General features: G+C 64.2%; 25 protein-coding genes and 2 pseudogenes. 7 read left to right on the forward strand and 20 right to left on the reverse strand.

Features of this window, described 5'->3' with window-relative positions:
• Positions 1-66 precede the first annotated feature (66 nt).
• Positions 67-1071: an o-succinylbenzoate synthase gene (locus LFT43_RS16205; RefSeq protein ID WP_395798456.1), complete on the reverse strand. Its 1005-nt coding sequence runs from the start codon at positions 1069-1071 to the stop codon at positions 67-69.
• 179 nt (positions 1072-1250) lie between these two features.
• Here LFT43_RS16205 and LFT43_RS16210 point away from each other — a divergent pair, with 179 nt between their 5' ends.
• Positions 1251-1478: a substrate-binding domain-containing protein gene (locus LFT43_RS16210; RefSeq protein WP_395798458.1), complete on the forward strand. Its 228-nt coding sequence runs from the start codon at positions 1251-1253 to the stop codon at positions 1476-1478.
• A 106-nt stretch (positions 1479-1584) separates the two neighbouring features.
• Here the strand turns inward: LFT43_RS16210 and LFT43_RS16215 are convergent, their stop codons facing one another.
• The 4 genes and pseudogenes from LFT43_RS16215 to LFT43_RS16230 form a co-directional block, all read right to left on the reverse strand.
• A complete protein-coding gene (locus tag LFT43_RS16215) occupies positions 1585-1989 on the reverse strand; it encodes a GH32 C-terminal domain-containing protein (protein WP_395798460.1) in 405 nt (134 codons plus the stop codon).
• A 3-nt stretch (positions 1990-1992) separates the two neighbouring features.
• A pseudogene (locus tag LFT43_RS16220) lies at positions 1993-2121 on the reverse strand (hypothetical protein); the annotation flags it as partial.
• 54 nt (positions 2122-2175) lie between these two features.
• Positions 2176-2445 (reverse strand): hypothetical protein, encoded by a 270-nt coding sequence (locus LFT43_RS16225; RefSeq protein WP_395798462.1) that lies wholly within the window; start codon positions 2443-2445, stop codon positions 2176-2178.
• A 167-nt stretch (positions 2446-2612) separates the two neighbouring features.
• Entirely contained in the window at positions 2613-2972 is a 360-nt protein-coding gene (locus LFT43_RS16230) for a glycoside hydrolase family 32 protein (protein WP_395798464.1), read from the reverse strand.
• Positions 2973-3137: 165 nt separating this feature from the next.
• Here LFT43_RS16230 and LFT43_RS16235 point away from each other — a divergent pair, with 165 nt between their 5' ends.
• Genes LFT43_RS16235 through LFT43_RS16245 form a run of 3 tightly spaced genes read left to right on the forward strand, consistent with a single transcriptional unit; the run spans position 3138 to position 7285 of the window.
• Positions 3138-5309: a glycogen debranching N-terminal domain-containing protein gene (locus LFT43_RS16235; RefSeq protein ID WP_395798466.1), complete on the forward strand. Its 2172-nt coding sequence runs from the start codon at positions 3138-3140 to the stop codon at positions 5307-5309.
• On the forward strand, positions 5310-6332 hold the full coding sequence (locus tag LFT43_RS16240) for a glycosyltransferase (protein ID WP_395798468.1): 1023 nt from the start codon (positions 5310-5312) through the stop codon (positions 6330-6332).
• A 32-nt stretch (positions 6333-6364) separates the two neighbouring features.
• Positions 6365-7285, forward strand: coding sequence for a phosphatase PAP2 family protein (locus LFT43_RS16245; protein WP_395798470.1), 921 nt, complete (start codon positions 6365-6367; stop codon positions 7283-7285).
• 143 nt (positions 7286-7428) lie between these two features.
• Here LFT43_RS16245 and LFT43_RS16250 read toward each other — a convergent pair whose 3' ends face one another.
• From LFT43_RS16250 to LFT43_RS16310, 13 genes are all read right to left on the reverse strand, one after another.
• Positions 7429-8694: a hypothetical protein gene (locus tag LFT43_RS16250; RefSeq protein ID WP_395798472.1), complete on the reverse strand. Its 1266-nt coding sequence runs from the start codon at positions 8692-8694 to the stop codon at positions 7429-7431.
• Positions 8684-9445 carry a TIGR03943 family putative permease subunit gene (locus tag LFT43_RS16255; protein ID WP_395798475.1) on the reverse strand — a complete coding sequence of 254 codons (762 nt, stop codon included), beginning with the start codon at positions 9443-9445 and terminating at the stop codon, positions 8684-8686. Before LFT43_RS16255 ends, LFT43_RS16250 begins: the two co-directional genes overlap by 11 nt.
• 7 nt (positions 9446-9452) lie before the next feature.
• Positions 9453-10511 carry a permease gene (locus LFT43_RS16260; protein WP_395798477.1) on the reverse strand — a complete coding sequence of 353 codons (1059 nt, stop codon included), beginning with the start codon at positions 10509-10511 and terminating at the stop codon, positions 9453-9455.
• A gap of 434 nt (positions 10512-10945) precedes the next feature.
• On the reverse strand, positions 10946-12214 hold the full coding sequence (locus LFT43_RS16265) for an acyltransferase family protein (RefSeq protein ID WP_395798479.1): 1269 nt from the start codon (positions 12212-12214) through the stop codon (positions 10946-10948).
• A gap of 142 nt (positions 12215-12356) precedes the next feature.
• Positions 12357-13577, reverse strand: coding sequence for an MFS transporter (locus LFT43_RS16270; RefSeq protein WP_395798481.1), 1221 nt, complete (start codon positions 13575-13577; stop codon positions 12357-12359).
• A 76-nt stretch (positions 13578-13653) separates the two neighbouring features.
• The gene (locus tag LFT43_RS16275; RefSeq protein ID WP_395798483.1) at positions 13654-14541 is read right to left on the reverse strand and encodes a hypothetical protein; all 888 of its coding nucleotides are present in this window, start codon (positions 14539-14541) and stop codon (positions 13654-13656) included.
• A 330-nt stretch (positions 14542-14871) separates the two neighbouring features.
• Positions 14872-16170 (reverse strand): MinD/ParA family protein, encoded by a 1299-nt coding sequence (locus LFT43_RS16280; protein ID WP_395798485.1) that lies wholly within the window; start codon positions 16168-16170, stop codon positions 14872-14874.
• A gap of 140 nt (positions 16171-16310) precedes the next feature.
• Complete coding sequence (locus tag LFT43_RS16285) at positions 16311-16910, reverse strand: AAA family ATPase (RefSeq protein WP_395798486.1); 600 nt, start codon at positions 16908-16910, stop codon at positions 16311-16313.
• 105 nt (positions 16911-17015) lie between these two features.
• Positions 17016-18311, reverse strand: a complete 1296-nt coding sequence (locus LFT43_RS16290; protein WP_395798488.1) for an MFS transporter — start codon at positions 18309-18311, stop codon at positions 17016-17018.
• A 128-nt stretch (positions 18312-18439) separates the two neighbouring features.
• The gene (locus LFT43_RS16295) at positions 18440-19087 is read right to left on the reverse strand and encodes a bifunctional 4-hydroxy-2-oxoglutarate aldolase/2-dehydro-3-deoxy-phosphogluconate aldolase (RefSeq protein WP_395798490.1); all 648 of its coding nucleotides are present in this window, start codon (positions 19085-19087) and stop codon (positions 18440-18442) included.
• 232 nt (positions 19088-19319) lie between these two features.
• Positions 19320-19742: an arsenate reductase ArsC gene (locus LFT43_RS16300; RefSeq protein WP_395798492.1), complete on the reverse strand. Its 423-nt coding sequence runs from the start codon at positions 19740-19742 to the stop codon at positions 19320-19322.
• Positions 19739-20383: an aquaporin gene (locus LFT43_RS16305; protein ID WP_395803129.1), complete on the reverse strand. Its 645-nt coding sequence runs from the start codon at positions 20381-20383 to the stop codon at positions 19739-19741. The genes LFT43_RS16300 and LFT43_RS16305 overlap by 4 nt, the downstream gene beginning before the upstream one ends.
• A gap of 53 nt (positions 20384-20436) precedes the next feature.
• Complete coding sequence (locus tag LFT43_RS16310; protein ID WP_395803131.1) at positions 20437-20787, reverse strand: ArsR/SmtB family transcription factor; 351 nt, start codon at positions 20785-20787, stop codon at positions 20437-20439.
• A gap of 141 nt (positions 20788-20928) precedes the next feature.
• On the opposite strand from LFT43_RS16310, the gene LFT43_RS16315 reads away from it, so the two are divergent.
• Complete coding sequence (locus LFT43_RS16315; RefSeq protein ID WP_395798494.1) at positions 20929-21741, forward strand: DeoR/GlpR family DNA-binding transcription regulator; 813 nt, start codon at positions 20929-20931, stop codon at positions 21739-21741.
• On the opposite strand, the gene LFT43_RS16320 is transcribed toward LFT43_RS16315, so the two are convergent.
• Positions 21738-21971, reverse strand: coding sequence for a hypothetical protein (locus LFT43_RS16320; protein ID WP_395798496.1), 234 nt, complete (start codon positions 21969-21971; stop codon positions 21738-21740). The two genes, LFT43_RS16315 and LFT43_RS16320, sit on opposite strands and share 4 nt — an antisense overlap.
• 330 nt (positions 21972-22301) lie before the next feature.
• Here LFT43_RS16320 and LFT43_RS16325 point away from each other — a divergent pair, with 330 nt between their 5' ends.
• Positions 22302-22916, forward strand: a complete 615-nt coding sequence (locus tag LFT43_RS16325) for a cation transporter (RefSeq protein WP_395798498.1) — start codon at positions 22302-22304, stop codon at positions 22914-22916.
• On the opposite strand, the pseudogene LFT43_RS16330 reads toward LFT43_RS16325, so the two are convergent.
• Positions 22913-23023, reverse strand: a pseudogene (locus LFT43_RS16330) (MBL fold metallo-hydrolase); the annotation flags it as partial. The gene LFT43_RS16325 and the pseudogene LFT43_RS16330 sit on opposite strands and share 4 nt — an antisense overlap.
• A 100-nt stretch (positions 23024-23123) precedes the next feature.
• Here LFT43_RS16330 and LFT43_RS16335 point away from each other — a divergent pair.
• The gene (locus tag LFT43_RS16335; protein ID WP_395798500.1) at positions 23124-25607 is read left to right on the forward strand and encodes an EAL domain-containing protein; all 2484 of its coding nucleotides are present in this window, start codon (positions 23124-23126) and stop codon (positions 25605-25607) included.
• Positions 25608-25609: the final 2 nt, after the last annotated feature.

The raw sequence follows: 25609 nt of genomic DNA on the forward strand, positions 1-25609 counted from the left end.
CCCCAGACGCTCACTCACCTTTGGGGCAAAAAACCGAAACGCTCGCTCTACGAGAGGACGCTCCGATTAGGTTCCGGTGAACTGCCCAGCCAGGAGAGCGTGCACACGGCGGAGCCGGTCCAGCCACCAGTCGCGACGTTCAGCGGGAGCCGCGTACTGCTCCAGCAGCCCCTCGTCGGCGACGGCTTCGCGGACGAGGATGGCGCCGTCGTCGGGCACTAACGGATCCCGCGTGATGTCCGAGGTGAACAGCCGCACGGTCCCCAGCCCGCATGCGTACGGCAGTTCCGGCAGCGCGGCGGCGAGCGCCAGCCCCGCGCGGATCCCCACCGACGTGTCCAGTGCCGAGCTCACGACGGCGGGAAGCCCGGCTTGCGCCACGATGTCAAGCGCGCGCCGCACTCCCCCGAGCGGCGCCACCTTGACGACGATCAGGTCCGCCGCGCCGGCCCGGGCCACCTTGAGGGGATCGTCTTCCTTCCGCACGGATTCGTCGGCGGCAATGAGCACGGGCGTTCCTTGTTGAGCCAGCCGGCGGCGGACTTCGGCGAGCCCCTCGATGTGCGGCACGGGCTGCTCGGCGTATTCGAGCCCGACGGCGGACAGGCGGCCAAGTGCCTCGATCGCCTGTGGCACGTCCCAGCCTGCGTTCGCGTCCACCCGGATGGCCGCGTCCGGCAGGGCGTCGCGGACTGCGGTGACGCGAGCGACGTCGTCGGCGAGTTCCTGCCCGCGCTCGGCAACCTTGACTTTGACGGCGTCCACGCGGCCAAAACGCTCCAGCACCTCGGGCACCCGGGCGGCAGGCACTGCGGGGACGGTTGCGTTGACGGGGATAGTGTCCCTCAGCTGCGGGGGAAAACCTTGCCATGCGGCTTCGACGGCGGCGGCGAGCCAGCGGGAGGCCTCGGCGTCGCCGTACTCGGGGAACGGGCAAAACTCGCCCCAACCGGCCGGGCCGCGGAACAGCAGGGTCTCGCGCTCCATGATCCCCCGGAACTTCACCCGCATCGGCAGGCTGACCACTGTGGCGGTGGCAAGGAGCTCATCGAGGGTGGGGAATGCGGGCATGGTGGATACTCTACGCCCGGTATTTCTGCAGGAGGGTTTTGGTGGAAGGGCATATATCTGCAGGAGGATCGCCGTAAAGGGCCCCAAAACTGCAGGAGGGTCGGGGTTACCGGCGACCCTCACACGCGTTAGGTAGAATGCAGCAAGAAGCCCGAACCACCCCCGGCGGAGGAACCCGTATGCAGCGCAAGGCCGCCACCATGGTTCCCGCGCTGACCACCATGGCGCTCCCGCTGAGGGAAATGGGCGCGGCCGCCATGAGCATGTTGCTGGAACAGATTGAGGACCCGGCCCAGGGGCCCGCTGCGCGAGGCAGGGCGGGTTTGGAAACCAAGGTCGGTCTGGAAACCATGGTTCCCTGCCGTTTGGTGGTTCGTGAGTCCACCGGACCCGTGCCTGCCCGCTGATTCTCCCCACCTTTGGCCGGGTCGCCGCCCAGGAATCCGCGAAAACACGGGGGTTTGGACTGCGACTCCGGCCAAAAGTGGGGAAACCACGACGGCGGCCTGCCGCCTATTCGGGCAGCTTCAGTTCCCAGACGTCTGCCGCCGCACCTCCGGGAAGCTCAAGGCTCCATTCCTCACCCAGGGCCGGATAGGCACGGAGGGTCGTGGCCACGGAGCCCTTTCGATACACCTCCACCAGGGAAGCGTCCACGAAGATCCGCAGCTCTTCGCCCTCGGACAAAGGCCCTGCGAACACCACCTGCCGCTCCACTCCGGTGGCCAGCACCAGCTGAACCTCGCCAGGGCTGTCATCAGGGCCACCGGTCACAACGGCTTCGGCAAACGGCGGCAAGGGAACGGTCCCGGCTGCACCGCCTGCGGCTAAGGAACCCCGGTAGGCCTCGACCTCCGGCGCAGGAGCCACCACCAATGCACCGTCCTCAACCGAGAGGAAGCGCGGGTGGGTTAACACGCCGGTCCAGCCTGCGGCGTCGATCTCGTCTTGCGAACGGCCACGGCGTCCATCGCGGCCCGGACCTTCGTTTGCCCATCCCCACAGCAGGGCGCGCGGCTCCGACGAGGACCCGGAATCGAGTTGAACGATCTGCGGGGCGTAGAAATCCCGGCCAAGGTCGGACTTGCCGCCGGAACGCGGGACTTACACCGGGAGCCCAGTGGACGGATCCTCGGCTAGCGAACCAACGAGGTGACCCACTCCGTTGGCGTGCTCGTGGTTATCACCGGAGAGCCACAGGGAGAACATCATGACCCAGGTGTCGGCCCCGTCGGAAGGGACGCCATCGGAAGGGACGCCATCGGAAGGGGCACGGACCAGCTGCGGGCACTCCCAGATTTCGGCCGGCGTGTGCGCGGAGGCCACGGGGTTTTCAGAGGTCAGCCAGATCCCTTGGTAGTTCCAGTCGGACATGTCCTCCACCGTGGACAGCAGCAAAGCAGCATGTCCATTGGCCAGCCCAGCCCCTGCATGGCGTACCGCTTGCCGTTGAAGCAGAAGAGGAAGGGATCGCGCACGGCCGTCACCAGATCATCGGACGGCATGGTGGCCGCCACGTGGCCGGTTTGCTCCCACGACACCTAGTCCGCGGAGCCGCGGGAAATCACTACTTGCGAGTGACCCCCATCCGCCCTGACGCCGGAGTACGCGGCGGTGGGGACGCCGTCGTCGTCGGTCACCACGCCGGTCCAGCAACCGAACTCGTCCGGCCCGCCGTTCTGTGGGCGCAGCGCGACGGGATGCTCATCCCAGTGCACCAGGTCCGGGGAGCTCACGTGGCCCCACTGGATCCGGTGGTGCCGGGCCGATTCCGGGTTGAACTGGAAGAACACGTGGTACCGGCCATTGATGTGGCTGACGCCGTTGGGATCGTTGATCCAGCCTTGGGCAGGGCGGGGGTGGAAGCGCGGGAACGCCGCCATACCTGAAGGACGGTCCACCAAAAACCCGCCAGATCTGCAGGAGGGTCCACCAAAAACCCGCCAGATCTGCAGGAGGGTCCACCAAAAACCCGCCAGAACTGAAGGAGGGTTCACTTCCGAAGACGTGGCGAATACGCTGAAGCAAGCTGCCCCGTTTTCCCTTCCCTACCTTGGAGCTCATCGATGACAGGTTGGAATGCCGAAAACCTTGCAGGTTCGGCGGGCGCCGGCGCCGTGACGCTGTTGGCCGGGACGTCCTTTTGCGTGTCCGCAGCCAACGGGGATATGGACCAGATACGCCCCCACGGAATGTTTTTCCGGGATACGCGGTTTGTTTCCAACTGGGTGCTGGCGGTGAACGGCCACGCCATCGAGGCCCTGGGCTCCCCGGTCCCGGAGCCCTATCGTGCCGATTTCATCGGCCGGGCGGCCCGCACCGACGGCCTGGCAGACAGCCACCTGCTGATCGAACGCCGACGGAGCCTGTTCGGCGGAGTGCGCGAGGAGATCACGGTCAGGAACTTTTCCAACAAAGCCACTCGATGCACTGTTTCGCTGACGGTGAGTGCTGATTTTGCCGACATCTTCGAAGTCAAAGAAGGGCGGGCACGGCACGAGAGTGTTCATTTGGCGCAGGGCAGCAATGGGGCGTTGGTTCTTGAGTCCCAGCGGCAGGGGCGGCATGTCCTGGTCACCGTCGACGCCCCGAATGCCCTGGTTGACGGTGATGTCCTCAGCTATGACGTCGCCATTGGACCCCAAGGCCATTGGTCCACCAGTGTGACTGCCACGCCAAGCATCGACGGGGTTGGACCGGATGCCGACGCGTCTATTTGGGGCAGCCAGCGTCCTTACGATGTCCCGGAAGAGAGATTGCAGGAGTGGCACGGCAAGGTTCCCCAAACGGAAGTGGCCAACCACGTCTTCGAAAAAGCGTTGGATCAAAGCAGGGCAGACCTCGGCTCGTTGCGGATCTTCGACCCCGACCATCCTGGGCGCACGGTGGTGGCGGCAGGATCGCCTTGGTTCATGGCCCTCTTCGGCCGGGACTCGCTCCTGACTTCCTTCATGACACTTCCCCTCGACCCGTCGCTGGCCCTGGGAACCCTGCAAACCCTCGCCGACCACCAGGGCCGCACAGTCAACCCGCTCAGCGAAGAGGAACCCGGCCGGATCCTGCATGAGGTCCGCCTAGGCGCCAGCACGGGTTTGGCCCTTGGGGGCGGCAGTGCCTACTACGGGTCGGTGGATGCCACTCCGTTGTTCGTCACGCTTGCCGGGGAACTCACCCGTTGGGGATTCCGCTCGGAGGTCACGGAATCCCTCCTGCCTGCGGTGGACAGGGCCTTGGATTGGATCCGCGACTACGGAGACGCAGACGGGGATGGCTTCGTGGAGTACTCGCGGGCCACGGACCAAGGGCTCTTCAACCAAGGCTGGAAGGATTCCGGGGACGGCATCAACTTCGCCGACGGGACTTTGGCCACGCCTCCAACCGCGCTGTGCGAAGTCCAGGGCTATGTGTACACGGCCTATCTCAGCAGGGCCCTCATGGCTCAACAGGACGGTGATGCGAAGCTTGCTGCGGTGTGGGGTGCGCGGGCGGCCGAGCTCAAGCGCAAGTTCAACGAGCAGTTCTGGCTCCCTGAACGTGGCTATTTCGCCATCGCGCTGGACCGCGACAAGCGGCCAGTAGATGCGTGCGCGTCAAATATGGGCCATTGCCTCTGGAGCGGAATCGTCGACGACGACAAGGCTCCCTTGGTCGCGGAACGGCTGATGTCGGACACCATGTTCACAGGGTGGGGTGTCCGGACGCTCGCCTCAGACATGGCAGCCTACAATCCTGCGAGCTACCACAACGGCTCGGTGTGGCCGCACGACAACGCCCTCATTGCCGGCGGCTTGATGCGGTACGGCTTTGTGGAGGAGTCCCAGCGGATCGTCATGGGCCTCTTGGATGCGGCGGAGGCTTTTGGCGGACGGCTGCCGGAATTGTTCTGCGGCTTGGACAGGAAAACCTACGGGATGCCCGTTCCGTATCCCTCGTCATGTTCACCGCAGGCATGGGCGGCCGCCACACCGGTTCACCTGCTCCGCGTGCTGCTCCGCTTCGATCCTTGCCTCACACACGGAGGCCTCTGGCTGGCGCCTGTGGTTCCCGAAGGCTTCGGGGACATCAAGATGCGGAACATTCCCCTCGCCGGATCCCGGATTTCCGTGGAGGTGGTCAACGGAAAAACACGGGTCATGGACCTGCCCGAGAATATCGCGCTGCACCTCGAGGCCCGCAAACCGCTTTCCGACCTGTTGGATGTCCACCATGGCACCGCTGGACCGCGGCGGGGGAAGTAGATGCGCATCGGATTGGTTGCCCCGCCCTGGATCCCCGTCCCGCCTCCCGCTTACGGCGGCACGGAGTCGATCATCGATATCCTGGCGCGTGGCCTGTCCGCAGCCGGCCATGATGTGCTTCTGGCGGCGGCCTCCGGAAGCACATGTCCAGTGGCCAAGGTCCCCGGTCCTCCGCTCGCGGACGGATCCAGGATAGGGAACGGCACCGACGAACTTCGCCACAGCGTGTATGCCTTCGCGGCCATGGAGGACATGGACCTCATCCACGACAACACGCTGGCCGGACCGCTCTATAGGCATCGGCCAGCCGGAATTCCCCTCGTCGCAACGGCCCATCTCCCCTTTTCAGCCGAAAACCATGACATCTACCAAGCAATGGCGACCGACACCGCGATCATTGCGATCTCGCATCATCAGGCAGACACTGCCCCCGGGATCAAGGTTCGGCGGGTCATTCACCACGGCATCGACACGCAATCCGTCCCGCTCGGAACCGGCGACGGCGGCTACGCCAGCTTCCTTGGCCGCATGCATCCCGGCAAGGGATTGCCGGAAGCAATAAAGGCCGCCAGACTGGCCCGGATTCCGCTCCGAATCGCGGCCAAGATGTACAGCGCGGAGGAGCATGAGTATTACTCCGCGGTCATTGCACCATTGTTGGGGCCCGACATCGAATACCTCGGCGAGCTGAACGCCGCGGACAAGTTCGTCCTCCTGGGCGGCTCCGTGGCTTTGCTGAATCCGATTCAGTGGGATGAGCCTTTCGGTATGGCCATGATCGAGGCCCTCGCCACCGGCACGCCAGTAGTGGCAACATTCCGAGGATCCGCCCCGGAGATCGTTTGTGAAGGCGTCACGGGCTACCTCGGTTCCAATCCCCCGGAACTCGCGTCCGCCCTCATTGCCGCCGCCACGTTGGACCGCGGCGAATGCCGCCAGGCCGCGGAAACCTATTTCGGCGCCGAAAGGATGGTTGCCGAACACCTGGAGCTCTATGAGGAGCTTCTCGCCGAGCAGAAGTGATCCTCCCAGCTAGATATGGCACCCTGAAGGGGATGAGTTTTCCTAGCACAGGCCGGCTGACGGCCACACAGAGGACCGCAAACAAGCGCTGGGCAGGCGCCGGAACGGGCTTCCTTTTTGTGCTGGCAACCTTGGCATGCGTTGCCGGCTTCGCGGCCACCTACTATTTCTTCGTCCGCACCACAACGGGACAGTACATCGACGAATCCGCCCTGGTGGAAGCCGTGACCCTCAACGGCCCGGCCGAGCGGGCAACCACCAAGTTCCTCGATTGGTTGCCGGTCATTTCGGTGGCGATCGCCGCCGTCGTCGTCCTTTTCGTCACCGTGGCGCGCCGGCGCTGGAAGGCTGCGGGCATTGCCCTGGCCGCTTGTGTGGCGGCAAACCTGGCCACGCAGGTCTTGAAGGATTGGTTCCCGGACAGGCCGTTCCGGGGGGTAGAGACCATCGAGCTGAATTCGCTGCCGTCCGGCCACACGACTCTCGCGGCCTCCGCGGCGGCCGCGGTGTTCCTGGTGGTGTCGCCGCGTTGGCGCCCCGTGGCCGGGTTCCTGGGTGGCACGTTCGCGGTGGCGGCCGGGGTGTCCACGCTGATCAACCAGTGGCACCGGCCCGCCGACGTCGTAGCGGCGTTCCTCCTGGTGGGAGCGGTCATGCTCCCGGCCGGCTGGCTGGTGCTGCGCACCGGGAACCGTTGGAACGTCCAGGACGATCGCGGCGACCATTGGGCGTCCTCGCGTTTGTGGCTTTTGTTGTCGGCGCTGGCGGGCGTCGCGGCTGCGGCTGTTGCTGTGTACTCGCTGATCAAGATCGCCCCTGGTTTCGGCCAGGAAAGCAGCACCACTAACTACTTTTGGGCCGGGGCCGCGCTGATAGTCATCACCGGTTATCTGGCAACGGTCGCTGCCACCTGGCTTTTCGGACTGAGCGCCCGACGGCGGCCCGCACGTTGAGTGCCCGACGGCGGCCGTGGTGATTTCCCCACTTTTGACCACTTTTGGCCGGTGTCGTTGTCCGGAATCCCCGTATTTCTGCGGATTCCGAAGCTGCGGCCCTGCCAAACGTGGGGAGATTCAGCGGGATGGAACGGGATTGTTCAGCCGCACCAGCTAGGCAAAAACCCGGGAACGCTTTTTAGGACACTGCCGGTTTTCAAATCCACAAGGTCTGTCCGCATTGGGAAAGGTGCTGGGAGAACGGGGTATTGGTCTCCGGCGTATTGCGGGGATGCCGTTTCGATGGCGAGATAGTCGCGGGCCGGAGAGACGCAGACGTCCAGGATGCGTGACCAGGCGGCGGAAGGCTGGTAGAACTGCCGCGGGCCGTTCTTTTCGGTGAGGATGATGGCGGAAGACTCTTTTCCGGCGTCGTACTTTCTCACGACCTGTATGTATTGGCCGGAACCGTCGAGGATCAAGGGCTGGCCTGCGGAGGCGGTGACCCCGTTGGCAGGATCAGTCGCGGACGTCCCAGTGAGATTCAGCGGTGCAGGTGTGCCGGTGACGAGGCTGATGGTTGAATATCGGAGCGGGTCTATGCCCTTTCTCAGGCCCGGGTCGGCCACGGCGAGTTCGTTGGCGCCGGGGACGAATCCGAGGATCCCGGCATGCGTGCCCAAGGGCGACACCTTGCCGGTTCCCGATGCGTCAATGAGAAACATGGATCCGTCATCGGTCCGCGCCACCAAGCTGGCCGTATCGGGCACAAAGCGCCAGTCCGCAGCCGACACCGGACCGTTTATCCCCTGGACGGCGCGCGGACCCGAGGATGGATTGTCGACGTCGTACACGAACAGTGATTTCCAGTATTGGTCTGTGGCCGATGAACTGGTGAAGGTGAAGCCAATGAGGTGTTTGGATCCTGCCGGATGAAGGTTCGCGACTGTTCCCAGGCTTGGCAAGGGAACCAGGGTTGGCGGGCCGCCGGCGAGGGAGACGATCTCCAGTGAGCTGGTGTTGTCATCGTTGATCGTGACCACGGCGAGGGCGGATGGAAGGGCGGCAAACTCCTGGATGCGGGGAGCGCTGACAATGGCGGCGGGTTCGCCGCTGCCGTAGAGGTTTGTGCCGCGGATGGTGTCCGGCTTCTTCGCCCCTGTGTTGTCTTTGCCCGTGTCCCGTTGCAGGGTGTACAGCGCGAAGCCTGCGGAGGCGGAGGAGCGGGTCAGCGCCGAGGTGGAGTTGGGGTGCGGCAGCTTCGCCAGATTCGCGGCGGTCAGGCCACCGGCAAGCAGGGTGAGGATCGTGATAGTGCCGTAGAGCCGCCGGGCGAAGCGCCGCCCGGCGGCGAGCGCAGCTGCGGCTGCGGCTGCGGCGGCTGCTGCGGCCCGTTTGGCAGAGGCAGGGCTGCGCTTAGTAGACATAGGGCTGCGCCGGCTGGGTGGTGGGGATGATGGAATCCGGCATGAGCACGATTGCCTCGCGGCTGGCCGGGTTGGGGTTGGAGCGGAAACTGCTGGAGATCGTCACCCAACTGTCGGTTTTGTACTCATTCTGCCAACCGGGGTGGTACACCGGAATGCCGATCGGCTGCGCATCGACCGCACAACAGGTGACGACAAAACGGGCCACGAAGAAAACATTCGGATCAGTCTTGTCCGGGGTGATGAACCCGGTCACGGTGGCGGTCTTGTCGGCAAAGAAGTCATGTCCGGCGCCGGAGCGAAGCAGCGATGCCCAGTCCCTGACCGTGAACGCGGAGTAATCGCCTTTGCTGGGCAGGGCGGGCGCTTTCAGCGTGAGGGCAGACGCTGAGCCGTTCAGGTCCCGTTGGGCGACTGTCGCGGTGGTGAGGGTCGACGGCGGCAGGATCAGTAAGGCGACGATGGCGGCGATCACGGTCAGCACGCTTCCGACCGGCCAGAGCCAGCCCCACCGGGATCCGCCCTCCCCGGCGTGCTCGTGGTCGTTCTCGTGGTCGTGGTCGTGGTCGTTCGGAGTGGCGGGATCCAGGGCGAAGGCCGCGAGGGCAAACACGGCGGCGATCACGGCCATGATGATCGTGAACACGAAATACCGCGGATGGATGTACAACGCGAGCTCGCCTGTGAGCCCCAGCCAGATCGTGGCGATGAGGCCGATCAGGCTGAGAACCACGCCCTGCCAGTGGGCCACGAACCGCCTAATGACCATAGTTGACCGCCAACCCGAGGACAGCCGCGCACAGTGCTACCAGCAGGCTGAGCTGCAGAAGGGTCTTCGCGGTGAACGTCGTGCGCATCAGGGCAAGCATTTTCACGTCGATCATCGGCCCGAAAACCAGGAAAGCAACGATGCCTCCCGGCATGAAGGTTGCGCCGAAGGACAGGATGAAGAAGGCATCCACGTTTGAGCAGATCGCGACGACGAACGCCAGCAGCATCAGCGCCAGGACAGACCAGACCGGGTTGCCGCCCAGGGTCACCAGCACTTCACGGGAAACGGCAACCTGGATCAGCCCGGCCATGCCTGCGCCAATGAACAGGGCCGGCATCATGGCACGCGTCTCCTGCGAGAACATCCGCACGCTGCGCTGGACCCTCCCTGCAGGGCCGCCGTGGCGGTCAGCCAGGCTACAGGTCTCCTGGAAGCGGGTGGTCAGGAGGTCCTGGGGGCGGGGATGCCGGCTGTAGATCCAACCGACAAGGTTCGCGATGAAGAAGCCGCCAAGAACTCGGGAGGCCAGGATTCCGTTGCCCCAACCAAATGCCTGCGCGGTGGTGACGATGGTTACGGGGTTCAAGATGGGGGCCGCAAACAGGAAGGTCATCGACTCGGCAACCGTGAGGCCCTTGACCACCAATCCCCGGGCCAGCGGAACATTCCCGCACTCGCACACCGGCAGCAGCATACCCAGGAGGGAGAGCACCATACGCCGCAGCACCGGGCTCCGTGGCAGCCGGCGGAGCAACGTGCCCTCTGGCAGCCACACCTGGACTGCGATCGAGAGGACAATCCCGAGGAAAACGAAGGGCAGGGATTCGACGACCACGCTGATCGAGAGCGTCGCAAAGTCGCGGGCGGCGTCGGGAAGTCCAAAGGTCGCCGTCGCGGGCGGCGCCAGGACCCGAACGACGACGAACAATGCAACGAGGGCCAGACCGACGGAGAGCCCGGCCGCAGACTTCGATCTGAAAGTGCGGGCCGGGCTTTTGCGCTCGTGTGCCGACTGTTCGTTTGTGTCGACGGAGGGCAGCGTCACGGGCACTCCTTCCTCGTCGGACCCGGCCGGGAGTGCCTGACCGGAGAGGCTGGGAAAACCAACTACTTACAGGAGAAGTTCTACCCAACCGGGCGCGGGAAGGAACGAGTGATGACCACTCGTCTCTAGCCGTGGTCGTGATTTCCCCGCTTTTGACCACTTCTGGCCGGCACCACCGTCCCGGAATCCCTGTATCTCTGCGAATTCCCGGGCGGCGGCCCGGCCAAAGGTGGGGAGTTTCAGCGGATCGTCTCTCCTGACCTACGCCGGATCTTCCGCCTTGTTGAGATTTTCGATGATGGTGCCGGCGTGCATCGGGCCCGGTGACTCAAATTTTGACCACTTTTGACCAGGATCGTCGTCCCCGATCCCTGTATTTCCGCGGAAATCGGGGCGGGGCCCGGCCAAAAGTGGTCGGATCTTGAGGTGTGGATCTAGAGGTGTGCCGGCCGCGGTACCAGCGCGCGCAGCCGGAGGCGGGCCGGTTCCTCGACATACTTGAACAGCAGATGGGTGGCGAGGGCAATGCCGGCCAGACAGCCCGCCGCGAGCACGTTCGTGGCCACCGGACCTGCACCATTCGGCCAGTCCCTATTCAGCCAGTAGTAGAGATAGATAAAGAACATGTGGACCAGGTACAGGCTGTAGGAGCTGCGTCCGCCATACTGCAGCCAGCGTGCTGATAGCGCCGAGCGAAGCCAGCCCTGGGTCAGGCTCAGAAGCGCGATCAACAGCGGGAAGGCCAGCACGGCCAACCGTCCCGGGCCCGGTTTTCCGGACGCTGCCAGGAAGATGACGACGGCGGTTCCGGCCAGTACCGCGCCGGGCCCGGCGAGCACGGGGTTGAAGTTCATTCGGTCCGCATTCCGGGCGGCGATACAGGCGAAGGCACCGGAAAGGAAGCAGCAGGTGATCCGGAGCAGCCACTCGTACGGCTGCTGCTCGCCGGTGGCGATTGGCAGGTCCTGGCCCCAAATGGCTGTCGGCAGCAAGACCATCACTGAAGCGGCCAGCGCTGCCAGCGGATGCAGCCGGCGCAGCCGGAAGAGGACCAGCGCCAGCAGCGGGAACGCCAGATAAGCCAGCCATTCGGCGCTGACCGTCCAACCCGGGCCGAACCAGCTGGCGCCGTCGGTACCCGGTTGGAACCAGAGATGGACCATCAGCAGTTGCTTGGCCAGCCCCCACGGCGACAGATCCGGGGCCTGGGTCTGCAGGGACCAGGTCCCCACGGATTGTTCCTCGGTTCCGTACGCGAACCACACGCCCAGCACGCCCACCACCAGGGCGAACGCCGGCCACATCCGGGCGAACCGGGCCCAGACAAAGTCCGCGGCCGCACGCCAGCGGAACCGGGGGCCCAGCCGGTCCAGGTAGGTGTAGGTGATGATGAATCCGCTGAGCACAAAAAACACGTCCACGCCCAGGTCGCCATTGGCAATGACCGGGCCGAACAGCTCGTAGACGGGGGCCAGGAAAGTCTGCCGCATGGCCTGAAGATGGAAGAGCACCACCCACAGCGCCGCAACGAAACGCAGGGCTGTCAGTGTCCCAAGATCAGGCCTGGACCCCTGTGAATCGCTCTTCGGCCGGGGAACTCCTGCGCCATCCGGTCTGGCCTTTGCCGGGGCCGGATTACCGGCGGGTTTCCGGGTTGTGGCGGGACGCGGAGGCGTGATGACTGAAACCATCCAATCCACCATACCGGAGGCTCCTGACCGGAGTCTGGGAGTTGGGCGGCAGGCGGCCTGGGTGCCGGACCCGCCCCGCATAGCCGCTGCCGGCTGACTTCTCGCCCACCATCAGGCAGGGTCCGACGGCGCGTGTCCCGCCGTCGTCGGGGCTTTAGTAGTTGCGGCGGTGCTTGAGCTTGGGGAGCGCGACGGCGAACACGGCCGCAGCGGCCACGCCCAGAACGCCTGTGGCCCAGACGCCCGCTGCAAGTGATACCGCGGCCGTGAGGGCCGAGAGCAGGACGGGTCCACCGGTGGAACCGGCGTCGGAGATGAACCGCCACAAGCCAAGGAATTGGCCGCGGCCCTTGTCCGGGGAAAAGTCGGCGCCGAGCGTCATGATGAGTCCCGAGCTGATGCCGTTGCCGAAGCCGATCAGGAGCGAAGCCAGGAGCAATCCCACAAACTCGGCCGATAGGGGCATCAGGAACAACGCCGCGCCCATGATGAGCGTGGACGGCACGGCAACCCACATCCGGCCCTTGCGGTCCATGAGTTTGCCGGCCGGGTAGAACACGAGCATGTCGATCGCGCCGGACAGGCCATAGATGAGTGAAGCGTGTGTTGCGTCCAGTCCCAGGTGGTCCGCCCATAGAGGGATGACCACTTGGCGGGAGGCCCGGAGTGCGCTGAGCAAGAGGATCCCGGTGCCGATTGTCAGGAACACGCCCGCGTGGGAAACCGCCACACCCCGGAGGGTGGGCTCGGGTCCCTTGGGGCCGCCGTCGGCGTCGTCCGGCACCACGAGGTCGGGGATGGTGAGGGACAGCACCGCTGCAGCCGTCATGCCCACAACGCCGACCCAATACGCACCGCTGATTCCTGCGAACTGCATCACGGCCGCGCCGACGAAGGGGCCGATGAACACTCCGATCCGGGTGACGCCGCCCAGCGTAGACAGGGCGCGGGCCCGGAAAATGACCGGGACGGCCTCGGTGAGGTACTTCTGGCGGGCCAGGTTGAAGACGCTCGTGGACATCCCGACCACGGTCATCGCCGCTGCGAGCAGCCAGATGCCGTTGTGCGCCAGGAGGGGCGCGAATCCTGCGGCCAGCAAGGCCAAGGCTCCGGCGGCGCCCGCGCCTACGATGGCCCACCGCTCGCCGAACTTGATGGTGATCAGCGACGCCGGCAGGTTGAAGAGCCAGGAGCCCAGCCCGATCAATGTCACCACCAGGGCTGAAACGGCCACGGAAGCGCCAAGGTCGCGGGCGGACAATGCCACTACCGGAAGCACCGCGCCCTCGCCGATGCAGAACAGCAGTGCGGGCCCGAAGGCGGGCAAGGCAATGCTGCGGAGATTGAAGGGTTGGATGGTGCTGGTGGTGGTCATCCCTATTATCCTAGCGACGCGCAAAATACCTATCGCACCCGGAATTCAGCGCAGCGCAGGGCAAGAAGCGCAGCGCCTACTTGAGGAAGCTCGCGCTGAAGGAGTTCAGGTCTACGTTGATGCCGTTCAGGGTGTGCTCGAACTTTTGCTGGATCCCCACGCGCATGGTCCCGGCCGTGTTCCAGCCGCCGTATTGCACCGGGGCTGGAGCCAGGTAATTCGCGGTCCAGCTGGCGTAGTTGATGTTGCTCGCGTTGGTATCCCACAGGGGTACGTCCGAGAACGCGGTGCTGTTGTTCATCAAACCTGGCCACATGCCGCTTCCGCTGTAGATCACGGGGCGAACGCCCAGGCTGCGCACGCCATCCACCATGGCACGCGTCACGGGCGAACTCCCGGGCTCGACGTCCAAGGCGAAGAACTGCAGCTGGGACATGTACGGGCCTGCGGCTTTGATGCCGCCTTCCCAGCACGATGCGTCACGCGTGTAGACCGCGATCTTGAGGCCGGCGTCGAGCGCCATCTTCAGTTGGGCTTGGGTCTGTTGCCAAGGGGTGCACGTGCCCCAAACGGTTGAGTGCATCACGTAGAGACGGAAGCCCTCGGCGTAGGCCTGACGGAACCAGTCGGGATCAGTGATGGCCGCGGTGGTGTCGAGCACCTTCACGGAGCCGTTCGGGACAGCTTGGGGCACGACGACGGCGGGCGCCGCTGCGGCTGCAGGCTGCGGAACGGCGGGAGGTGCTGGAGCTGTTGCCGGAGCGGGAGCGGCCGAGGCGGTAGTAGCGACCGGGGCGACCTCGGCGGCGGGTGCGGCGTTCGCGATTGGTGCGGGGGCGGCGTCGGGCGCTGGGTTGGTGGAAGGGCCGGCAATGGGCGCGGGGCCGGCGGGGATGGCCGAGGCACTGGTCAGTCCGAGGAGGAGCAATGCAGCGAACGCGAAAACGAGGTTTTTTGGAATCAAAATGAGGCTCCTGGGTGCTGGCCACGGGTTCAGAAACGGGCGCAGCCAATCGTCACAAAGGTGAAGGATGGGGGTGCACCATGCCCGGGCCCAGTTCCCGGTCATGGCGAGGACGCCCCGCACAGCGGAAGACGTCCGCCACCAACTTTAGGAAAGTCTGGGCAGAAGCGACAATTTGCTATCCAAGTAGCAGTCGGGTATGAAACCGAGCAGGCCGGGAGAAATCCAGGTAGTTAATAGAGTGTCGCGAGCTCAAAAAGACGAATTGCTAAGTAGTCCCACCCAACAAACTGCCAGCTGGCCGGGTGGGGCACCACGAAAAAGGAGCCGCTACACGTACCCGTCCACGATCGCGGCCGCGATCTCTTTGTAGGCGCGGCGGGTCTCGGGGCGCAGCACGTCCAGGGTGACCAGGTCGCCGTCGGCCACTCCCCTGTCGTGCGGAACGGCAATCAACTGGCGGCAGATCCCGGAGAGGTGTTCCTCGATGGCGTCTTTGTCCACGCGGGAGGAGACTTCGTCCTTGTCCGTGATGACCACGATCGCGTTGCGGGCCAGCTCCTCGTAGCCGTGGCTCGCAAGCCACTGGAGGGTGCTGCGGGCACGCTTGGCACCGCTCACGGCATAGCCGGCGGCGATGATCAGGTTATCGGCCGATTGCAGGATGCCGCTCATCGCGTTGTGTGTGACGCCGGTGCCGCAGTCGGTCAGGGCTACGGAGTAGTAGGCGGAGATCAACTGGCGGATGCGCAGGTACTCCTCGGCGGTGAGTGAATCCGAGACTTCCGGGTCCTGTTCGCCGGCGATGAGGTGCAACCGACCCGCGTGGTGCATGTACCGGGCAAGTGCGGTGAGCGAATCGACGTTTTCGACGTTCTTGAGCAAGTCCGTGATGGTGCGCGGAGTAGCCTTCTGGTAAATGCCTTCACCCAGGGCGCGCTCCACGAGGTCGCCGGAATCGGGGTTGGCATCGATGGCGCAGGGCGGGTCGCCGCGGAACTCCGCGAGGGTGAGGCCCACGCCTACTGTGGTGGAGGTCTTGCCGATTCCGCCCTTGAGGCTCAGGACGGCGGTGTTGTAGCTGCCTTGTAGCTGCCGGGAAATGCGCCGCGCCAGTTCGTCTTCCGCACGCTGCTTGGCGCTCGGGCCGAGGTTCCAGGCACCACCGGTGAGCTTGTAGAGCATGCCGCGGAAGCCGCCGATGGGACGCGGCTTCTGTTCCCGCACGAAGGAACCGGGCGACGAGATGAAGTCGGAAATAGGAGCATTCGCAGCCGCGACCCGTCCGGCCCGTGCTGCGGTTGGAGCCGGAGCCCCCGACGCCGGTGCTGCCGACGCCGGTGCTGCCGCCGTCGGGCGCTCGAGGCCAGGTTCTCCACGGTCGGAGTCTTCACGGACCGGTTCCGCTTCGATGGACTCGTCGGCGGCGGCTGCCGCTTCAGCCCAGGATCTGCTTTGAAGAGGGGCAGCGGAGGCTGCGGGTGCGTCGGAATCGTTCGGCGTAATGATCGGCATAGTTCCTGTCCAGGCGTCGCCCTCTGCACGGCGGCGATCGCGGCGTCGCCGAAGGTCGGGCTGCCCTTCGCTTGGTGCAGCGGCGCTCGCTTCGTTATCCACAGAATCCGGCATGGTCTTGTCCCCTAGGACTCGCGGCGTTATGCGCCGCGGCTCTCGTTTAGATTGCTTCAACCAGCAATTCTAGGTGGAGACCATGACAAACCCGTCATGGCAGGCGTGCCGCGCAGGCTGGAAGGCCCTTTGGTCTGGGCTCAAGCCGGCGGGTCAGATGGCGTAACGTCGGCGCCGACGCCGAAGGCAACGTCGAGTAGCCCGACGTCGATCGCGTCGCCGCTATTGTCGACGTCGACGTGGCGGGCAGCTTTCCACTCGCAGGCGTTGGCCTGGGACGCGGCCCAGAATTGCTCCCAGTTGTTGAGTTTCCACTCGTCGCGCTCATATCCACGGGCTTCAAGGCGCGCCCTGACGGCCTCGCCGTTGGTTCGAACATGCACCACGATCAGCTCGGCCTCGGGCCAATGGTGCTCCCGCCGGGCGTTGATGAGGTAGTCCGGATCGGCGAAGAACTTGCCAAAGGGCGCGTCCAGGACCACCGAGCGGCCAATGCTCAGGTTGTCACGGGTGAGGTCCAAAATGGACGCGTACTCCAGCGGCAGGATGGCCTGCTGGTAGAACTCGTTGTTGTCCCGCTCGTTCGGATCGGAGCCGTTGAGCGTCAGCAGCAGCTCCGTGAACCGCTTGGTGGCGGTGTCCTTGTCGATGTAAGCGGCACCGTAGTGTTCGGCGATCAGTTTGCTGACGCTCGACTTGCCGGAGCCCGCCGGGCCGATCACGAAAAATACCTGCGGCATGGTTGTCTTCAACTGTCTGTTCTGCATTGAACTCTGGATCAAATTCTTTCAACAAAGGGCTGTGGCGGGGTGGGCTTTGTTGCCCTCCCCGCCACAGCGCCGAGGCTAGGCCGTAACTGTGGCCCGGCGGTCCTTGACGAAGAAGCCGTAGGAGAGTGCACCCACCACCAGCAGTACTCCGCCGATCAGGAAGACGAAGGTGTAGTTGCCACCGGTCTCGGTAAGGATGAAGCCTGTGACGATCGGGGCGAGTGCCGCACCGAGGAAGCCGCCGAAGTTCTGGATGGCGCCCAAGGATGCAACCTGCGTGGGTTCTGCGATGTCCGCGGCCAGCGTCCAGAGGACACCGATCGGCACCTGGGCGGCGAAGTAACCGACAGACAGCAGGACGATCGCCAGTGCGGAGTTGTCAACGTAGGCAACGGGCAGGACGGCTGCGGCTGCGAGGAGTGCGCCTCCGACGATCGGGAGCTTGCGGGCGGTGACGGTAGGAATGCCGCGGCGGATGGCCCTGCTGGAGATCACGCCGCCGGTCAGCACACCGATGATGCCGCAGAGGAACGGGAGGGCTGCGAGCCATCCACTCTGGCTGAGGCTGAAGCCACGGGCGGTCTGCAGGTAGCTCGGGAGCCAAGTGAGGTAGACCCACACCGTGTAGAAGATGCCGAACGCGCCCAGAACCATGAACCAGGTGTTCTTCTGCTTTAGCAGTTCGCCCCAGCCGGCTTGCTTTTCCTTAGGCTTGGACTGCTCTTCGAACTCGGCACCCTTGATGAGGAACTGTTCCTTGAGTGTGGGGTCACGGTAGACGCGGAGCCACACGAGGGCGACGATCACGCCGAGCGCGCCGATGACGATGAACATGCCACGCCAGGTCATGGTCAGCAAGAGGAAGGTCAGCAGCGGCGGGGCAATCGCGTTGGCAATCTGCGAGCCGGTGTTGACGATCGAGACCGGCAGGGCGCGCTCTGTCTTGTTGAACCAGCGGTCGGCGACCTTCAGCCCGGAGGTGAAGAACGGGGATTCGGAGATACCCAGCGCCACGCGGGCGGCATACAGGAAGCCGAAGGAGTTGGCGAGGGCGGAGAGCATCGAGATGATGGACCAGAGCCCGGCCGCCCAGGCGAACATGCGCTTGGGGCCGTATTTGTCCACGAGGTAGCCGGCCGGCAGGTTGGCGATGGCGTACGGCCACGAGAACGCCGAGAGCAACAGCCCCATCTGGAGCGCATTGAGGCCGAATTCCTTGGCAATCGTGGTGTTCGCGATGCTGAGGTTGTTTCGGTCGAGGTAGTTCACGATCCCGCCGATGACCAGCAGGGCAACCAGGTACCACCTGATTCTCACGCGACGCAGGGGCTTGGTGTCCGTAGTATCAATATCTGCTGATGCTTGGCTCATGCAGCTCACTCCTTTGTGTTCTGACCGACAGTCTTTGTCGGGTTGCGCTTTCGCCGGCTCCTGCCGGGTTTTGTTTCCCGGCCGGTGCCGGACTCCGGCTGCGCCGGGTTTTGGATCGCGGGTTTCGGCTAGTGCCGGGCTTCGTCGATCGCTGCGAGGAAGGTCTGTGCGGCGCGGGCAACGAGTCCGTAGTCGCCGTCGTTCTGGGCCGCCTTTGTCACAAAACTTCCCACGCCGACGGCGGTCACACCGGCGTCGAACCAGGCGCCGACATTCGCGGGAGTCACTCCGCCGGAAGGCATGATGGGTGCCTGCGGCAAGGGCGCCAGGATGGTCTTGACGTATGAAGGCCCGCCCAGTTCAGCGGGGAACAGCTTGATGATGTCCGCCCCGGCTTCCAGGGTGTTGACGACCTCCGTGGGGGTGAACGCTCCGCTGGCAGTGACGGCTTGGTAGCGGTTTCCTGCAGCAATCATCTTCGGGTTGAACTGCGGGCTGACCAGCAACCGCGCGCCCGCAGAGATGCTTGCGAAGGCTGCCTCTGCGTCGAGCACGGTACCGGCACCGATCACGATGCCTTGGTCCCCGTATTTGTCGGCAAGCCGCTCGATGACTCCCAGGGCGCCGGGAACAGTCAACGGGACCTCCACTGCACGGATGCCGCCCTCGATGGCAGCTTCAGATACGCGGTAGGCCTCGTCGGCACTGTCCAAGCGGGCAATCAGCAAGGCGCCGGTGCGGACGATGGTCTCTAGTACTTCGAATTTGGTTAACATTGATTAAGAGATTACCCCAAATATTCACAAATCGGAACAGTCTGTGAAAACTTGTTAAGAGGGGTGCGGCGGGGGCGCAGGGCGGTGCGGAACATTCTGCTGGATCACCCGGACCCGCCCTCCGCCCGCGACTTGGAAGGACGCGGGTTCTCCTACCCCACCGGGGCGGTGATCCAGCAAAATGTCCGAGAAACCACACGGTGTCCCGGGGGCTTCCATCAACGCCTGGACGTTACCTTGCGGCGGGAGTGAGGGACGCGATCAGGCCCTCGATGCGGGATTTGATCTCGTCCCGGATCGGACGGACGGCCTCGACGCCCTGGCCGGCCGGGTCTTCAAGGACCCAGTCCTCGTAGCGCTTGCCGGGGAAGTACGGGCACTCGTCTCCGCAGCCCATGGTGATCACGACGTCGGATTCCTTCACGGCCTCGGTGGTGAGGATTTTGGGGATTTCGGCGGACATGTCGATGCCCGCCTCGGCCATGGCTTCGACGGCGGCGGGGTTGACTTTGTCCGCGGGCTGGGACCCGGCGGAGCGGACCTCGATCCGGCCCTCAGCCAGCGTGGTGAGGAACGCTGCGGCCATCTGGGAACGGCCAGCGTTGTGGACACAGACGAAGAGAACGGAGGGTTTCTTGACGGTTTCAGTGCTCATGAGAGGACCTTTCGATCGGCCGCATCTACGGCCAAGGCGGGAACGGTGGGGTAAAGGGCGCGGATCAGGAAGAATCCTACGGTTCCGCCCAGCAGCTGAGCGAGGATGAACGCCGGGGCTGAGGCCGGGGCGATGCCGGCGAAGGTGTCGGTGATGGTCCGGGCCACGGTCACGGCGGGGTTGGCGAAACTGGTGGAGCTGGTGAACCAGTAGGCGGCGGTGATGTAGCCGCCGACGGCGAAGGCCACCCGTTCGGTCCGGCCGGATCGTATGGTCCCGAAGATGACCAGGAGCAACCCGATCGTGGCGATGATCTCGCCGAGCCACAGCCCCGTCCCGGAGCGTTCGTGCGTGGACAACGTCACAGCGTTGAGGCCGAACATCAGGTTGGCGATCACGGTCCCGGCCAGGCCGCCGGCGAACTGGGCGGCGATCAGGCCCACGGCGGTGCGTGTGTCCATCAATCCCAGGGCCCGTTCCACCAGCGTGACCACGGGATTGAAGGATGCCGAGACCGGCTGCAGGGCCAAGATCAGGGCCACCAGCGCCGCGCCTGTGGCGATGCTGTTCTGCAGGAGCTGCAGTCCGACGTCGGTCGGGGACAGTCGCGAGGCCATGACGCCGGACCCGACCACAGCCATGACAAGGAAGGCGGTGCCGACGAACTCGGCTACTACCGTCCGTTTCAGCACACTCACCGGCTCTGACCCCCGATGAGGGCCGCAAGGTTTTCCAGGGCGTCGGTGCGTGCGCGGTAGTAGACCCACACGCCGCGCTTTTCGCGCTCCAACAGCCCCGCCTCGTGCAGGACCTTCAGGTGGTGGCTGATGGTCGGCTGGGACAGCTCAAAGGCGTCGTTCAAATCGCATACGCAGGCTTCGCCGCCCTCGTGGGATGCAACAAGGGACATAAGCCGCAGCCGCACCGGATCGCCTAGCGCCTTCAGCAGCGGCACGATCCCCCCGGCTTCCGATTCTGAGAGCGGTTCCCTGGATAGGGGCGAACAACACGCCACCGCCTGGACGGGCGTTAACTCCAAAGATATAGACACTCGTTTATATTTACATCTGTCGATGTTTAAGGCAATGCCGCGACGATCAAGAAGCCTTCCGGCTCCGGCAAGCACAAATCGGAACAGTGTGTGAAAACTTGTTAAGATGGGGTTGTCCACCGCGAAGGAGCAACTTTGAGTTCGTCAACATCACCTCCCCTGATCCCGGAGCAGCGCCATCAGGAGATCCTTCGATTGCTTCGCCGCGAGGGGGTGCTGAGCATCCGCAGCCTCACGGAATCCATGAACGTCTCCCACATGACCATCCGGCGCGACATTACAGCCCTCGAAGATGCTGGGCATGTGTTGTCGGTCCAAGGAGGCGTGCGTTTGGCGGAGGGGACCAGCCAGGAACCTCCCCGGGAGAGGGAATCCCGGGCGCAGCTGGAGCTGCCGCGGAAACAAGCAATCGCCGAGCTTGCGTCCCAGTTCGTCGAGGACAACATGGTCCTGTTCCTCGACGCCGGTACCACCTGCCAGTCCGTGGTCCCCTATCTCGGCGCTCGGAAGAACATCACGGTGGTCACCAACGATTTTTACGTGGTCACGTCTTTGTTCGCGTACCCGAACGTTGAGACCATCCACACGGGCGGCGTGGTGGATGCTTCCAGCGCCTCAAGCTCAGGCCGCATGGCAGCGGACGCCATCAAGCACATCAACATCGATCTGTTCTTCATGAGTACGGGCGCGTGGAGCCTGTCCCGCGGCGTCACCACGCCGTCCATGGACAAGGTGGAAATGAAACTGGCCGCGCTCGAGTCAGCGTCGCGCTGCTTCCTGCTGGCGGACAGCACCAAGTTTGGAACCTTTGCGAAGTTCCGGGTAACGCCGATCGAGCAACTGGATGCCGTTGTCACCGACGATGAACTGGCGCAGGACACCCAAGAGAACATCCAGGAATTGGGCGTCACAGTCCACGTCGCGGCAGCGAACGCCTCCGGACGCTAAGAGCGAGGCAAGGCCGAATTGCCTTCCGAGATCGACGCCGCTGCGGCCGTGATGCGGTTGGCCATTCCCTTGAAAATGACGCCGTGGAAGCGCAGGAGCACCACCGCAGGCACCGAAGACTTAAGGAAGATGTCGCCTACTTCCTTGCGGGAGCGCAAATGCTGGCTGAGCTGCGTTCCTTCAGGGTGCATTCCTCCCAAGTAGATGATCCGTCCAGCGCGAGCGTCCACTGCTGCACGCGCGACATTGTCGGCGCAGAGCCTTTCGGTCTATTCAAACGACCGCCTGCCGGAAGGGCCCATCGAGTGCCCCAGGTAGTAAATGACGCCTGCCCCGGCAAAGGCCTGCCGCAGGGAGTCCATATCCTCAAGGTCGCCAGTTACCACGTCCACCCGTGCTGCTAGTGGATTCATTGTGTCCCTCTCCGATTCGTGGCAACTCACAGCGCAGCCAGCGATCCCGCCGCCAGGAACCCTGCGGTCGCCGAGAATAAGTGGTACAAAGTTCCCAGCCGCATGGAAGAGTGCTGCTAGCGATCCCGAGGAAGAACCAGACACCCCATGACCAGTCCTGACGGCAGCACCACCCCAACCATGGACTCCGGGATGCTGTTGCGACGCGGCCTTCGCCTGGAATACGCCACCCTGGCTTGGAACGTGATCGGCCTCGGCGTACTGGCCGCCGCCATTCAGGCCGGTTCCCCTGCGCTGGCCGGTTTCGGCTTGGATTCCCTGATCGAGATCTTCGCTTCGGTGGTGGTGGTGTGGCAGCTCAAGGGCGCCCACAAGGAGCGCGAAGCTCCCGCGATGAGACTGATAGGGACGGCTTTCGCCGTTCTCGGCGCCTACCTGCTCATCCAGTTGGCCATCGTGTTTGCCACAGGCGTCCGCCCCAGCACCTCAGCTCCGGGCATCGTATGGACGGCCCTGACCTTCGTGGTCATGCTCGCCCTTGCGTGGGGCAAGATCCGCACCGGGCGCAGCTTGGGCAATCCGGTGCTCCGCGCGGAAGGGAAAGTGACCCTTGTGGATGCCTATCTGGCCAGCGCGGTCCTGGCCGGGCTCGCCCTTAACGCTTTGTTCGGCTGGTGGTGGGCCGATCCCCTGGCGGGGGTCGTGATCATTTACTACGCTCTGATCGAGGCCCGCCACGCCTTCAAACACACCACCCCTTAGTGGTGCGCCTGCGTTTCCTGGAGCCGCTTGATGAACCAGCGTGATTGTTCGGGTCCGTAGGGAAGCACGGGGATCGCTTTAGTAGCGTCCGACGGCGTGTCCCGGACTATTGCCCGTGAGCATCGCTGGACGTATCGTGCAAGGAAACGCCGGTTCTGGACGTTCTGCCCTGACGGTAATTCAGCGGTGAAACGGCGAGGGGGGTCCGTGACAGCGGAAGATTATGATGATCTGCTGATGCAATCGTTGCTGCTTGAGGAGATCGGGCAGTCCGTGATCGCTTTGGATCGGAGCTGGCGTGTTGTTTATTGGAACCGCGCGTCGGAGCGTCTGTATGGCTACTCTGCGGGGGAAGTGCGGGGGCGCAAGATCACCGAACTGTCCATCATTGCCGGGCCGGAGGCCACGGGCGGGGAAATCGCGGACACGCTCACGTCAGGGCGAACGTGGTCTGGCGAGTACTGGATGCGTCACCGTGATGGCAGGAAGTTCCCGATCCATGCGACCGTCGCCCCGGTCCGGGGCACCCATCCGGTACCGATGGCGGTAGTTGCGGTTTCCAAGGACATCTCCGAACGCAAACACGCCGAGGCGCTCCTGCGGCGCATGTCGGCGCTGGTCGAGTCGTCCGGGGATGCCATTATCGGTGCTGATCTGGATGGCACCGTCACCAGCTGGAATGCCGGTGCCGCCCGGATGTTCGGGTGGCGGGCCACGGAGGCCCTGGGCCGGAACTACCGGCTCCTGACCACCGATACCGATAAGGGCTTCAGGGAAGAAGTCCTCGCGCACCTGCAGACTTCAGGCGTCGCCACTGGAGTTGAATCGCGGTGGAAGCGCAAAGACGGAACCGCCGTTGACGTGTCCTTGACCGTCTCCCCCGTTTTCGACGACCACGGCCAGCGGGTTGGCGGCTCGGTCATCGCCAGGGACATCACGGAGCTCAAACGGCTCCAGTCCGAGGCCGACAGGGAGCGTGTACGCCTGATCGCAGCCCAGGAAATCGCCCACGTCGGAAGCGTCGAGTTCGACTACGGCACTGGACGGTGGTGGCACTCGGAGGAATACACGCGTCTCATCGGCGGAGCACCGGACGAACTACCCTCCAAGGAAAGGATTCTCTCCCTTGCCCATCCGGATGACTGCGAGCTGCTCAAGGATGTCTTTCGCAGGCTCGAAGCGGGTGAGCAGTATGTCGAATACGAGTTCCGGATCCTCACGAAGACAGGCTCGGTCCGGTGGCTGCATGCGCGCACCCGGGTTTTCCAGACCCCGGATGGCCAACCCTCGCGCCTCCTGGTCACGGTCATGGACATCACTGAACGCAAACGCGCACAGGAAATCCTTGAACACCAGGCCTTCCACGACGGCCTGACCGGGCTCCCGAACAGGTTTCTTCTCGCCAAAGTCCTCCAGGACCTTCTGGACCGCAGATGCCCGCAGGTGGTGGTCATGTTCGTGGACGTTGACCGATTCAAACTGGTCAACGACGGTATCGGCCATGGCGCCGGTGACGCGATCCTAATCCAGCTTGGCGAACGGATCCGCGCGTCCGTCCGAAAAGCCGACACGGTGGGCCGCTTCGGCGGAGATGAGTTCATCGTCGTCTGCGAGGACCTCAATGCCGGCGACGCCGCCGCGATGGCCGAACGCATCCGGGCCGCCACCAGGGAAGGATTCGATCTGGACGGGCGGAGGATCTATCTCAATGTCAGCATCGGCATTGCCTCTGCCGGAGAAGGCGACACCGCCGAGTCCGTCCTGAGCGGCGCGGACGCGGCCATGTACGCGGCCAAAACCGCTGGCGGTGACCGCACCGAGATCTACGACCTGGAGCCGGTTAACCATCTTGCCCCGGGTCGGCAGGTGATCGCGCGGCTGGATCTGGAATCGGATCTCCGCACAGCCCTGGAACGTGGCCAGATGCACCTTGAGTACCAGCCCATTATCGAGCTCGCGAGCGGCAACCCCATCGGTTTCGAAGCGCTCCTGCGCTGGGTTCATCCCTCCCATGGCAGGATTCCCCCCAACAGCTTCATTCCAGTCGCCGAGGAGACAGGCCTGATCGTGCCCATTGGAGCCTGGGTCATCAACCAGGCCCTGACTCAGGCACAACGCTGGCGCGAATCAGTGCCGGGCATGGAGAACGTGTCCATCGCCGTGAACATTTCCGTTCGCCAGCTACTGGACCCGGGCTTCCTCGACGTCGTCTTTCAAGCCATCTTCGATAGTGGAATTGATCCTGCGGCCGTCAGCCTGGAAATCACCGAGAGCGTGCTCATGGAGCAGAGACAATTCCCCATGGACACGCTGCGTGAACTGGATGCCCAAGGCATCCGGCTTTCGATCGATGACTTCGGAACCGGCTACTCCTCATTGAGTTACTTGAAATGGTTGTTTGCCCGCGTCCTCAAAATAGACCGCACCTTCATTGAAGAACTCGGCAACGACCCTCAAGGCGCCACGCTCATCGAACTTATCCTGGGAACGGCACGCAGCTACGGACTCGACGTCATCGCAGAAGGCGTCGAAACCCAGGCGCAACTGGACGAACTCGTCCGGCTGGGAGTCCCCAAAGCCCAGGGCTACTTCTGGCACCGCCCCATGCCAGCCGCCCACGTGCCTCGATGGGCCGCCCAATCCCGGACCGAACCCGGTGTGTCCGCAGCCGAAGCGAATACGAGCGAGTGACG

The organism is Arthrobacter sp. FW306-04-A, assembly GCF_044358315.1.
Lineage (GTDB): Bacteria > Actinomycetota > Actinomycetes > Actinomycetales > Micrococcaceae > Arthrobacter.

Excerpts from the sequence above, each read along its gene's own strand:
- LFT43_RS16205 (WP_395798456.1), bottom strand. The coding sequence starts at position 1,071 with ATGCCCGCATTCCCCACCCTCGATGAGCTCCTTGCCACCGCCACAGTG.
- LFT43_RS16210 (WP_395798458.1), top strand. The coding sequence starts at position 1,251 with ATGCAGCGCAAGGCCGCCACCATGGTTCCCGCGCTGACCACCATGGCG.
- LFT43_RS16225 (WP_395798462.1), bottom strand. The coding sequence starts at position 2,445 with ATGTCCGACTGGAACTACCAAGGGATCTGGCTGACCTCTGAAAACCCC.
- LFT43_RS16235 (WP_395798466.1), top strand. The coding sequence starts at position 3,138 with ATGACAGGTTGGAATGCCGAAAACCTTGCAGGTTCGGCGGGCGCCGGC.
- LFT43_RS16240 (WP_395798468.1), top strand. The coding sequence starts at position 5,310 with ATGCGCATCGGATTGGTTGCCCCGCCCTGGATCCCCGTCCCGCCTCCC.
- LFT43_RS16245 (WP_395798470.1), top strand. The coding sequence starts at position 6,365 with ATGAGTTTTCCTAGCACAGGCCGGCTGACGGCCACACAGAGGACCGCA.
- LFT43_RS16250 (WP_395798472.1), bottom strand. The coding sequence starts at position 8,694 with ATGTCTACTAAGCGCAGCCCTGCCTCTGCCAAACGGGCCGCAGCAGCC.
- LFT43_RS16265 (WP_395798479.1), bottom strand. The coding sequence starts at position 12,214 with ATGGTGGATTGGATGGTTTCAGTCATCACGCCTCCGCGTCCCGCCACA.
- LFT43_RS16270 (WP_395798481.1), bottom strand. The coding sequence starts at position 13,577 with ATGACCACCACCAGCACCATCCAACCCTTCAATCTCCGCAGCATTGCC.
- LFT43_RS16280 (WP_395798485.1), bottom strand. The coding sequence starts at position 16,170 with ATGCCGGATTCTGTGGATAACGAAGCGAGCGCCGCTGCACCAAGCGAA.
- LFT43_RS16285 (WP_395798486.1), bottom strand. The coding sequence starts at position 16,910 with ATGCCGCAGGTATTTTTCGTGATCGGCCCGGCGGGCTCCGGCAAGTCG.
- LFT43_RS16290 (WP_395798488.1), bottom strand. The coding sequence starts at position 18,311 with ATGAGCCAAGCATCAGCAGATATTGATACTACGGACACCAAGCCCCTG.
- LFT43_RS16295 (WP_395798490.1), bottom strand. The coding sequence starts at position 19,087 with ATGTTAACCAAATTCGAAGTACTAGAGACCATCGTCCGCACCGGCGCC.
- LFT43_RS16300 (WP_395798492.1), bottom strand. The coding sequence starts at position 19,742 with ATGAGCACTGAAACCGTCAAGAAACCCTCCGTTCTCTTCGTCTGTGTC.
- LFT43_RS16305 (WP_395803129.1), bottom strand. The coding sequence starts at position 20,383 with ATGGCTGTGGTCGGGTCCGGCGTCATGGCCTCGCGACTGTCCCCGACC.
- LFT43_RS16325 (WP_395798498.1), top strand. The coding sequence starts at position 22,302 with ATGACCAGTCCTGACGGCAGCACCACCCCAACCATGGACTCCGGGATG.